The organism is Streptomyces sp. NPDC016459, from assembly GCF_040632845.1.
GTDB lineage: Bacteria > Actinomycetota > Actinomycetes > Streptomycetales > Streptomycetaceae > Streptomyces.
Map to the genome: position 1 here is coordinate 126518 of NZ_JBEYCR010000014.1, position 10589 is coordinate 137106.

The following is a 10589-nucleotide window of genomic DNA, read 5'->3' on the forward strand; positions in this document are numbered from 1 at the left end:
TCGGGCGGCCCCTTTCCCGGATCCGGAAAGGAAGATCATGGAGCTGAACACCCGGGCCGTGCACGTCGTCAACGAGCCCTTCGCGCACGGTGGTCGGCCGCTGTCCGTGCCCCTCGTGCAGTCCTCCGCCTTCGCCTTCGACTCCGCCGCCGAGCTCGCCGACGCCATGGCCGGGCCCGACGGGGCGTACGTCTACAGCCGTCGCGGCAATCCGACCGTACGGGCCCTGGAGCAGACCCTCGGAGGTCTGGAGGGCGGCGCCGGGGCCATCGCCTTCGCCTCCGGGATGGGCGCGATCAGCGGGGTGCTGCTCGCGCTCCTGCGGCCCGGCGACCGGGTGGTGGCCCAGCGCTGCCTGTACGGCGGGACGCACGCCGTCCTCGGGGACCTGGCCGAGCGCTACGGGATCGAGGTCGTACGGATCGCGGGCGACGATCCCGCCGAGTTCGAGGCCGCCGCCGTGCACCCCGCGACCCGGCTGCTCCTTCTGGAGACCATCGCCAACCCCACCGGCCAGGTTCCCGACCTGCCGGGTCTGCTCGCCGCCGCCCGCGCGCTCGGGGTGACGGGCGTCGTCGACAACTCGCTCGCCTCGCCGGTGTTGTGCCGCCCCCTGGAGCACGGCGCCGACATCGTCGTCCACTCGACCACCAAGTACCTCTCCGGGCACTCCGACGTCCTCGGCGGCGCCGCCGTGTTCGCCGACGACGCCCTGCGCCACCGGGTGTGGCCCCGTACGGTCGAACTCGGCGCCTGCGCCGACCCGTTCGCCGCCTGGCTGACCCTGCGCGGCATACCCACCCTGCCGCTGCGGATGCGGGAGCACTGCTCCAACGCCGCCGTCCTCGCCGAGCGCCTGGCCGCCCACCCCGGTGTCACGGCCGTCCACTACCCGTGGCGCGCCGGCCATCCCTCGTACGGCACGGCCCGGAAGGTGCTCTCGGGCGGCGGCGGGCTGCTCTCCTTCGAGCTCGCCGGGGGCCGGGCCGCGGGCCGGGCCTTCATCGAGCGCGTACGGCTCGCCCGGCTGGCGCTGTCCCTCGGCGGGGTGGAGACGCTCGTGACGCATCCCGCGTCGACCTCGCACCGGGAGCTGGACGAGGCCGCGTCCAGGGCCGCCGGGATCGCGGTCGGCCTGGTGCGGATGTCCGTCGGCATCGAGGACGTCGAGGACCTCTGGGCCGACGTCGAGCAGGCCCTCGCGTGACGGGAGCCGAGGGCCCTTCCGGTTTCTTTTGGGTTGACAAAATAAATGGTTGATTCGTAGATTGGGTGGTGCCAGGGAAATATCACTCCTAGGTCAAGGGGGGCGCGTGATGCGCTACTTCGAGGACTTCCGGCCCGGCGACGTCCACGAGCTGGGCACCGTCACCGTCACGACGGAGGAGGTGCTGGAGTTCGGCAGGCGCTTCGACCCGCAGCCCTTCCACACGGACCCCGCGCTCGCCGAGCGCTCCCCGTTCCGCGGTCTGATCGCGAGCGGGTTCCACACCCAGGCGATGTTCATGCGCCGCTACGTCGACGGACTGCTCGCCTACAGCGCCTCTACGGGCTCGCCCGGCATCGACGAGGTCCGCTACCTGCGGCCCGTCCGCCCGGGTGACGTCCTCACCGCGCGCGTCGAGATCCTCGGCTCCACCCCGTCGCCGTTCAATCCCGCCACCGGCACCGTCAAACCGCGGTGCACGCTCGTGGCCCCCGACGGGACGGCCGTGTTCAGCATGATCCTGCACAGCATCTTCCGCCGGCGCCCCGCCGGCTCCGAGGCCGGCCATCTGTCGTCGATGCCCGCGGCCGAGGACCCCGTCGCCTGCGCGCGACCGGCTGAGAGCTGTGTCCGGGCCATGAGCGCCTGACGAGACCGTCCTTCGACGGGCCCTGAACACGGCCGTCCGTACATCGTTCATCAACCGACCGAAGGGAGACCTCCTGTGGAGGCCGTATCCCGCACCGCCCAGTGGACCGCCGCCGCGCGCGCCCTGGAGACCGAGCGCGAGGACCGGCTGTTCGCCGATCCCTACGCGCGGACCGTCGCCGACCGCATCGGCTTCGAACTGCTCGAGCGCTACGCGGGGGGCGGCACCGTGCCGTTCCTCGCCATCCGCACCACCTACCTCGACCGTGCCATCGTCCGGGCCGTGGAGGAGCGGGGCATCCGCCAGGTCGTCTTCCTCGCCGCCGGCATGGACACCCGCTTCTTCCGGCTGCCCTGGCCCGACGGCGTCACCATCTACGAGCTGGACCGCCCGGCCCTCCTGGAGGCCAAGGCCGAGATGCTGGCGCGCGAGCCGCAGCCGGCCGGCCGCACCAGGATCACCGTGCCCGTCGACCTGACGCAGGACTGGACGGGTCCCCTCAAGGAAGCGGGCTGGAAGAGCGACGAGCCCGTCCTGTGGGTGGTCGAGGGCCTGCTGTTCTTCCTGCCCGAGCAGGCCGTACGCACCCTGATCTCGATGCTCTCCGCGCACGCCGCCCCCGGCTCCGTGCTCCTCGGCGACGTCATCTCCAAGGCCGCCCTGGAGAATCCGCTCGCCCGCGGCTTCATGCAGGCCCTGGACGAGGACGGCAACCCGTGGCTGTTCGGCACCGAGGAGCCCGAGGCGCTGCTCGACGACTGCGGCTGGGCCGTACGCGAGGTCAAGCAGCCCGGTGAGCCGGGCGCCGACTTCGACCGCTGGCCCTACCCGGTGCCGGCCCGGTCGGTGCCCCGGGTGCCCCGCTCCTTCCTCTTCACCTGCGAGCTGCCCACCCACCGGCAGGAGGCGGCGGCATGAGCGCCCACGACTTCCACCAGCGGGTCATCACCGACGCCGGCGCGGCCGTCCGCGGTCTGACCGTCGCCCTCGGGGAGCGCCTCGGCCTGTACCGGGCGCTGGCCGCCGACGGCCCCCTGACCGCCGGGCAGCTCGCGGAGGCGACCGGCACGAACGAGCGGTACGTCGAGGAGTGGCTGCACGCCCAGCTCTCCGCCGGGTACGTCGAGCGGCACCCCAGCTCCCTCACGTACACGCTCCCCGCCGACCACGTCGAGGTGCTCGCCGACCCGAAGGCCGTCACGTACGCCGCCGGGTTCTTCACCGCGCTCAAGGCGCTGTACGCCACCGAGGACCTGCTCGTCGAGGCGTACCGCAGCGGGGACGGCGTCGGCTGGGCCGAGCACGACGCGGCGCTCGACACCGGCATGGGCTCCTTCTTCCAGCCGACGTACGAGCACAAGCTCGTCCCGGAGTGGCTGCCGGCGCTCCACCAGGTCACCGACAAGCTGGCGGACGGCGGCACGGTCGCGGACGTCGGCTGCGGCGTCGGCCACACCACCCTCCTCATCGCCCGCGCCTTCCCGAACGCCACCGTCCACGGCTTCGACTACTCGGAGGAGGCCATCTCGATCGCGCGGGAGCTGGCCGAGGAGGCCGGGCTCTCCGACCGGGTCGTCTTCGAGGTCGCGTCGGCCGACGACTACCCGGGCTCCGGCTACGACCTGGTGTGCTTCTTCAACGCCCTGCACGACATGGGCGACCCGGTCGCCGCCGCCCAGCACGTCCACAAGTCCCTGGACACGGACGGCACCTGGATGCTCGTCGAGTCGAACGTGTCGCCGCAGGACGTCGACGTCCAGACGCCCGCCGCCCGCATGTTCATGGCCCTGTCGGCCGTGATGTGCCTGCCCGTCGCGGTCGCCCAGCGCGGCCCGCACGCGCTCGGCAACCACTCGGGCGAGAAGGCCTTCCGGGCCATCGCGGAGGAGGCCGGCTTCACCCGCTGGCGCCGCGCGACGGAGACCCCGGTCAACGCGGTCTACGAAGTCCGCCCGTAACCCGACCAAGAGGAGTCAACGCCATGGGCGCCACCGCCCCCCTGCCCGTCACCGACCGGTTCATGGAGGTCCTGGCGCGGCTCAGCGAGCGTTCCGTCGAGGACTACTACAACCCGTACCAGACCTTCCAGTGGCCCGAGAAGCTGGAGGAGGACCGCTTCTGGATGACGCCGGAGCTGCTGACCGTCTACGGCACCGAGCACTACGACACCCTCGGCGAGGAAACGCTTCAGCGCCTGTCGAAGTGGGAGTCCGTCAACTTCTACAGCCTCAACGTGCACGGCATCCGCGAACTGCTCATCGAGGTCGTCGGCCGCATCCACATGCCGGGCTTCGAAGTGCCGTCGGACTTCTTCCACCACTTCATCGGTGAGGAGAACGAACACATGTGGTTCTTCTCGGAGTTCTGCCGCCGCTACGGCAACAAGATCTACGGCTCCACCGGGATGCGCGCCGACGCCGCCTGGGAGCCGGAGGTGGAGAACTTCCTCGTCTTCACCCGGATCCTCTTCTTCGAGGAGCTCGTCGACCACTACAACGCGCGGATGGCGAAGGACGACTCCCTCTGCCACACCATCCGCGAGGTCAACCGCATCCACCACCAGGACGAGTCCCGCCACATCGCCTTCGGGCGCGAGCTGGTCTCCCTCCTGTACGGACGGATGTGCCGGGCCGTGAGCGCCGACCGGGTCCGCGAGGTGGAGGCGTACCTCAAGCGGTACGTCGTCTACAGCGTCAACTCCCTCTACAACCCGCACGTGTACCGCGACGCCGGCATCCCCGACCCGCTCGCCCTGCGCAACGCGCTCGTCGCCGACGAGCGCCGCCGCCCCCACGAGCGCAAGGCCATCCGCAAGCCGCTCGCCTTCTTCCTGAAGACCGGGATCTTCTCCGACGACACCCTGCCCGTCGTCTGAGCGTCCCGCGCGACCTCCCACCCGAGAGGTGAAGTGACCATGACCGTGACGACCCCCGCGACCGACGGGGAAGCGCAGGGGCAGGCGAGGGGTCTGCCCTCGCTCGGCCCGGAGGGGACCCGCCTGCTGCGGCTCCTCGACGACACCTTCGAGAGCTGGGGGGTGACCGCGGGCGCCCGCCCGATGACCATGCCTCCGCTCCTGCCGGCCGCCGACCTGGCGAAGCTCGACTACTACGACAACTTCCCGCACCAGGCCGTCGTCGCCACCCCGCTCGACCTGGAGCGCCGGGAGACCGCCCCCTTCTCCGCCGACACCGGACGCTTCCCGAGCGACGCGCTCGAACCCGCCGCGCTCGGACTGCCCTCGGCGTCCTGCTACGCCGTCTACCTCGACCACCAGGGGAGCCGGGTCGCCGACGACACCCTCGTCACGATCTGCTCCTGGTGCTTCCGCAAGGAGACCCACTACGAGGGGATGCGACGCCAGCTCGGCTTCCGCATGCGTGAGGTCGTCGCCGTCGGCACCCGCGAGCACGCCGAGACGCACCTCGCGGACTTCACCGGGAGGATCGAGAGCTTCGCCGCGGCCCTCGACCTGCCGCTGCGCAGGGAGGCCGCCTGCGACCCCTTCTTCGACAAGGGCGGTTCGAAGGCGCTCCTGCAGCGCCTCACCCCGGTGAAGTACGAGTTCCTGTACGAGGACCTGGCGATCGCCTCCGTCAACACGCACCGGAACTTCTTCGGCGAGCGCTGCGACATCACCCTGGAGTCGACCGGCGGCCCGGCCTTCACCAGCTGTGTCGCCTTCGGTCTCGAACGGTGGCTGTCCGCGCTGACCCGGCGCCACGGCGACTGGGACGCCGCCACCCGGGCGGTGCTCGACGCGAACACCCGCGCGCGGGCCGGTGCGAGTGGCGCGGCCGGGCCGGTGACCTGACGTGCCGGCCCGTCCCGCCGCCCCGCCGGCGGGCGGCCTGGGGTGGGCGAACCTCGGCATGGACATCGTGTCCGTCAACCGTGTCCGCAGGCTCCTCGCCCAGTACGGGGAGCAGTTCTTCGAGCGGATGCTCACCCCCGGCGAGCTCGCCGACTGCCGTACGTCCTCCGGGCTCGACGTCCTGAGCCTGTGCGGGCGGATCGCGGCCAAGGAGGCGGCCTTCAAGACCTTACGGGTCAGGGGCAGGTTCCTGCCCTGGCCGGACATCGTCGTGCGGCGCTCCGAGGGCGGCTGGCCGCTCGTGGAGCTGCACCGGTCGGCCGCCGAGATGGCCGCCGAGTCCGGCATCACCGAGATCACCGTGTCCATCAGCCACGACGTGGACTACGCGGTGGCGGTGGCCGCCCCGATCATCGCCCCCGCCCCCCTCACCGCCCCCGCCACACCCATCCAGTAGCAGCTAAAGGAGAGCAACCATGGCCGACGGCCTGCAGACGGTGAAGAACTGGATCCTCGAGCGTCACCCCGAGCGCCAGGACATCGCGCCCGACCTGGACCTGATCGAGAACCGGCTCATCGACTCGCTGTCCTTCGTCGAGTTCGTCTTCCTCCTGGAGCAGGAGAGCGGCATCTCCATCCAGATGGAGACCCTTGAGGTCGAGTCCATCCGCACCCTCGGCGCCATCGAGCAGCACTTCTTCAAGGCCCCGGCGGAGGCCCAGGCATGAGCCGCCGCCTCTTCACCTCGGAGTCGGTGACCGAGGGCCACCCCGACAAGATCGCCGACCGGATCAGCGACACCATCCTCGACGCGCTCCTCGCCGAGGATCCGTCCTCACGGGTGGCGGTGGAGACCCTGATCACCACGGGTCTGGTGCACATCGCGGGCGAGGTCACCACGACGGCGTACGCGCCGATAGCGAAGCTGGTGCGCGAGGCCGTCCTCGACATCGGCTACGACTCCTCCGCGAAGGGCTTCGACGGCGCCTCCTGCGGAGTGTCGGTGTCGATCGGCGCCCAGTCGCCGGACATCGCGCAGGGCGTGGACACGGCGTACGAGTCCCGGGTCGAGGGCGCGGGCGACGAGCTCGACGCACAAGGCGCCGGCGACCAGGGCCTGATGTTCGGCTACGCCTGCGACGACACGGCCGAGCTGATGCCGCTGCCGATCGCCCTGGCGCACCGGCTCGCGCGCCGGCTGACCGAGGTCCGCAAGAACGGCACCGTGCCGTACCTGCGGCCCGACGGGAAGACCCAGGTCACCATCGAGTACGACGGGGACCGCCCGGTCCGCCTGGACACGGTGGTGGTGTCCTCGCAGCACGCGGCCGACATCTCCGTGGAGGGCCTGCTCGCCCCGGACGTGCGCGAGTTCGTCGTCGAGCACGTCCTGAAGGAGCTGGTCGAGGAGGGCGTCAGCCTGGAGTCCGACGGCTACCGGCTCCTGGTGAACCCGACCGGGCGCTTCGAGGTCGGCGGCCCCATGGGCGACGCGGGACTCACCGGCCGGAAGATCATCATCGACACGTACGGCGGGATGGCCCGGCACGGCGGCGGCGCCTTCTCCGGCAAGGACCCGTCGAAGGTGGACCGGAGCGCCGCGTACGCGATGCGCTGGGTCGCGAAGAACGTCGTCGCGGCCGGTCTTGCCCGCCGCTGCGAGGTGCAGGTGGCGTACGCCATCGGCAAGGCCGAGCCGGTCGGTCTCTTCGTGGAGACGTTCGGCACGGGAACCCTGCCCGACGAGCGGATCCAGGAAGCCGTCAGCGAGGTCTTCGACCTGCGGCCCGCGGCGATCATCCGCGACCTGGACCTCAAGCGGCCCGTCTACGCGAAGACGGCGGCGTACGGCCACTTCGGCCGCGAGCTGCCCGAGTTCACGTGGGAGCGCACGGACCGCGTGGAGGCCCTCAAGAAGGCGGCCCACCAGGGAGAAGGGGTCTGAGGGACATGCGTATCGCTGTCACGGGATCCATCGCGACCGACCATCTGATGACCTTCCCCGGCTGGTTCAGCGAGCAGCTGCTCGCCGACCGGCTCGACCGGGTCTCCCTGTCGTTCCTCGCCGACAACCTGGAGGTCAGGCGCGGCGGAGTGGCAGCGAACATCGCGTTCGGACTCGGTGTCCTCGGTCTCCGTCCCGCCCTCGTCGGCGCGGTCGGCGCCGACTTCGAGCCGTACCGCGTCTGGCTGAAGGACCACGGTGTGGACACCGACTCGGTGCGCGTCAGCGAGTCGCTCCACACCGCCCGGTTCGTCTGTACGACCGACCGGGCCCAGAACCAGATCGCCACCTTCTACGCGGGGGCGATGGCCGAGGCGCGCGAGATCGACCTCCGGGACGTCGTCGCGCGCACCGGCCGCCTGGACCTGGCCCTGGTCTCCCCGGACGACCCCGAGGCGATGCTCCGGCACACCCGCACCTGCCGCGACCTCGGGATCCCCTTCGCCGCCGATCCGTCGCAGCAGCTGGCGCGGCTCGACGGCGGCCAGGTGCGGGAGCTGGTGGACGGGGCCCGGTTCCTGTTCACCAACGAGTACGAGACGGCGCTGCTCCTGGAGAAGTCGGGCTGGGCGGAGGCGGAGGTGCTGCGCCGGGTGGGCACCTGGGTCACCACCCACGGCGAGGGGGGCGTCCGCATCCGGGGCGAGGGCCGGGAGACGCTCGCCGTGCCGGCGGTGGAGGTCGCCGCCGTCGTCGACCCGACGGGCGTCGGGGACGCGTTCAGGGCCGGTTTCCTCGCCGGGACGCTGTGGGGCGTCCCGGAGCGGTGCGCGGCGCAGCTGGGCTGCGCGGTCGCCGCGACCGTCCTCGACTATGTGGGGACGCAGGAGTACCGGCTGCACCGGGAGTCGCTCCTGGACCGGATCAGGACGGCGTACGGGACGGGCTGCACGGCGACGCTCGTCACGCATCTGAGGGGGCTGTCATGAACGCGGCCCGGCGGTCGCTCCGGGACGAGTTCGCGACGCGGGTCGTGGTGGCCGACGGGGCGATGGGCACGATGCTCCAGGCCGCCGACCCGACGATGGACGACTTCCGGAACCTGGAGGGCTGCAACGAGATCCTCAACCTCACGCGCCCCGACATCGTCGCCTCCGTCCACGACGCCTACTTCGCGGTCGGTGTGGACTGCGTCGAGACCAACACCTTCGGGGCGAACCTGGCGGCGCTCGCCGAGTACGGCATCGAGAACCAGGTGTACGAGCTGTCCGAGGCCGGCGCCCGCATCGCCCGCACCAGCGCGGACGCGCACACGGCCGCCGACGGCCGCCCCCGCTGGGTCCTCGGCTCCATGGGCCCCGGGACGAAGCTGCCGACGCTGGGCCACGTGACGTACGAGCCGCTCCGCGAGGCCTTCCAGCAGAACGCGGAGGGCCTGATCAGGGGCGGCGCGGACGCCCTGCTCGTCGAGACCTCGCAGGACCTGCTCCAGACGAAGGCGGCCGTCGTCGGCGCCCGCCGGGCCCTGGACCGAGCCGGCCTGGACCTGCCGGTGATCGTGCAGGTCACCGTGGAGACGACGGGCACGATGCTGCTCGGCTCGGACATCGGTGCGGCCCTCACCGCCCTGGAACCCCTCGGCATCGACATGATCGGCCTGAACTGCGCCACGGGACCCGCGGAGATGGCCGAGCACCTGCGCCACCTGGCCCGGCACTCCCGGATCCCGATCTCGGTCATGCCGAACGCGGGTCTGCCGGTCCTCACCTCCGACGGCGCCCACTACCCGCTGTCCCCGGCCGAACTGGCCGACGCGCAGGAGGCGTTCGTACGGGACTACGGCCCCGCCCTGGTCGGCGGCTGCTGCGGGACGACCCCGGAGCACCTGCGGCAGATCGTGGACCGGGTCCGGGGCGCTGCCGTCCTGGAGCGGCGGCCGACGCCGGAGCCGGGCGCGTCCTCCCTGTACAGCCATGTGCCGTTCCGGCAGGACACCGCGTATCTGGCGATCGGCGAGCGCACCAACGCCAACGGTTCGAGGAAGTTCCGCGAGGCGATGCTCGAAGCCCGCTGGGACGACTGCGTCGAGATGGCACGCGACCAGATCCGCGAGGGCGCGCACCTGCTCGACCTGTGCGTGGACTACGTGGGCCGGGACGGCGTCGCCGACATGGCGGAGCTGGCCGGCCGGTTCGCGACGGCCTCGACCCTCCCGATCGTGCTGGACTCGACCGAGGTCGCGGTCCTGCGTGCCGGTCTGGAGAAGCTCGGCGGCCGGGCCGTGGTCAACTCGGTGAACTACGAGGACGGCGACGGCCCCGAGTCGCGGTTCGCGCAGGTCACCGCCCTCGCGAAGGAGCACGGCGCGGCGCTGATGGCGCTGACGATCGACGAGGAAGGGCAGGCCAGGAGCGTCGGGCACAAGGTGGCCGTGGCCGAGCGGCTCATCGCGGACCTCACCGGGAACTGGGGGATCAGGGAGTCGGACATCCTGATCGACACCCTCACGTTCACGATCTGTACGGGTCAGGAGGAGTCCCGCAAGGACGGCGTCCACACGATCGAGGCGATCCGCGAGCTGAAGCGGCGCCACCCGGACGTGCAGACCACGCTCGGCCTGTCCAACATCTCGTTCGGTCTGAACCCGGCGGCGCGGATCGTGCTCAACTCGGTCTTCCTCGACGAGTGCGTGAAGGCGGGCCTGGACTCGGCGATCGTCCACGCGAGCAAGATCCTGCCGATCGCGCGCCTGGAGAAGGAACAGGTGGAGGTGGCGCTCGACCTGATCCACGACCGGCGCCGGGAGGGCTACGACCCGCTGCAACGGTTCCTGGAGATGTTCGAGGGCGCCACGGCGAAGTCCCTCAAGGCGGGGAAGGCCGAGGAGCTGCTCGCGCTGCCGCTGGAGGAGCGGCTGAAGCGCCGGATCGTCGACGGCGAGAAGAACGGCCTGGAGGCGGACCTCGACGAGGCC

The 10589-nt window shown here is 71.4% G+C and carries 11 protein-coding genes; all 11 read left to right on the forward strand.

The genetic code is table 11. From position 1 onward, the window contains the following. Positions 1–37: 37 nt before the first annotated feature. Positions 38–1207, forward strand: coding sequence for an aminotransferase class I/II-fold pyridoxal phosphate-dependent enzyme (locus ABZ567_RS27000; RefSeq protein WP_360794336.1), 1170 nt, complete (start codon positions 38–40; stop codon positions 1205–1207). Between the two features lie 109 nt (positions 1208–1316). Further along, a complete protein-coding gene (locus ABZ567_RS27005; protein ID WP_360794338.1) occupies positions 1317–1856 on the forward strand; it encodes a MaoC family dehydratase in 540 nt (179 codons plus the stop codon). A 75-nt stretch (positions 1857–1931) separates the two neighbouring features. Further along, the gene (locus ABZ567_RS27010; protein WP_360794340.1) at positions 1932–2774 is read left to right on the forward strand and encodes an SAM-dependent methyltransferase; all 843 of its coding nucleotides are present in this window, start codon (positions 1932–1934) and stop codon (positions 2772–2774) included. Continuing rightward, positions 2771–3814: a class I SAM-dependent methyltransferase gene (locus ABZ567_RS27015; RefSeq protein ID WP_360794342.1), complete on the forward strand. Its 1044-nt coding sequence runs from the start codon at positions 2771–2773 to the stop codon at positions 3812–3814. The genes ABZ567_RS27010 and ABZ567_RS27015 overlap by 4 nt, the downstream gene beginning before the upstream one ends. A gap of 23 nt (positions 3815–3837) precedes the next feature. Then, positions 3838–4731: a diiron oxygenase gene (locus ABZ567_RS27020; RefSeq protein ID WP_360794344.1), complete on the forward strand. Its 894-nt coding sequence runs from the start codon at positions 3838–3840 to the stop codon at positions 4729–4731. A gap of 39 nt (positions 4732–4770) precedes the next feature. After that, complete coding sequence (locus ABZ567_RS27025; RefSeq protein ID WP_360794346.1) at positions 4771–5670, forward strand: hypothetical protein; 900 nt, start codon at positions 4771–4773, stop codon at positions 5668–5670. Position 5671: 1 nt separating this feature from the next. Next, complete coding sequence (gene acpS, locus ABZ567_RS27030; protein ID WP_360794348.1) at positions 5672–6127, forward strand: holo-ACP synthase; 456 nt, start codon at positions 5672–5674, stop codon at positions 6125–6127. 19 nt (positions 6128–6146) lie between these two features. Continuing rightward, positions 6147–6398 carry an acyl carrier protein gene (locus ABZ567_RS27035; protein WP_360794350.1) on the forward strand — a complete coding sequence of 84 codons (252 nt, stop codon included), beginning with the start codon at positions 6147–6149 and terminating at the stop codon, positions 6396–6398. After that, complete coding sequence (gene metK, locus ABZ567_RS27040) at positions 6395–7615, forward strand: methionine adenosyltransferase (protein ID WP_360794352.1); 1221 nt, start codon at positions 6395–6397, stop codon at positions 7613–7615. Before ABZ567_RS27035 ends, metK begins: the two co-directional genes overlap by 4 nt. Positions 7616–7620: 5 nt before the next feature. After that, on the forward strand, positions 7621–8604 hold the full coding sequence (locus tag ABZ567_RS27045; protein ID WP_360794354.1) for a carbohydrate kinase family protein: 984 nt from the start codon (positions 7621–7623) through the stop codon (positions 8602–8604). Beyond that, on the forward strand, positions 8601–10589 hold a 1989-nt coding region (locus ABZ567_RS27050; RefSeq protein ID WP_360794356.1), incomplete at its 3' end, for a homocysteine S-methyltransferase family protein. The genes ABZ567_RS27045 and ABZ567_RS27050, both read left to right, overlap by 4 nt.

Bases quoted from the DNA above. Each gene is read 5' to 3' on its own strand.
- metK (WP_360794352.1), top strand. From the start codon at position 6,395: ATGAGCCGCCGCCTCTTCACCTCGGAGTCGGTGACCGAGGGCCACCCC.
- ABZ567_RS27015 (WP_360794342.1), top strand. From the start codon at position 2,771: ATGAGCGCCCACGACTTCCACCAGCGGGTCATCACCGACGCCGGCGCG.
- ABZ567_RS27025 (WP_360794346.1), top strand. From the start codon at position 4,771: ATGACCGTGACGACCCCCGCGACCGACGGGGAAGCGCAGGGGCAGGCG.
- ABZ567_RS27005 (WP_360794338.1), top strand. From the start codon at position 1,317: ATGCGCTACTTCGAGGACTTCCGGCCCGGCGACGTCCACGAGCTGGGC.
- ABZ567_RS27000 (WP_360794336.1), top strand. From the start codon at position 38: ATGGAGCTGAACACCCGGGCCGTGCACGTCGTCAACGAGCCCTTCGCG.
- ABZ567_RS27045 (WP_360794354.1), top strand. From the start codon at position 7,621: ATGCGTATCGCTGTCACGGGATCCATCGCGACCGACCATCTGATGACC.
- ABZ567_RS27035 (WP_360794350.1), top strand. From the start codon at position 6,147: ATGGCCGACGGCCTGCAGACGGTGAAGAACTGGATCCTCGAGCGTCAC.
- ABZ567_RS27020 (WP_360794344.1), top strand. From the start codon at position 3,838: ATGGGCGCCACCGCCCCCCTGCCCGTCACCGACCGGTTCATGGAGGTC.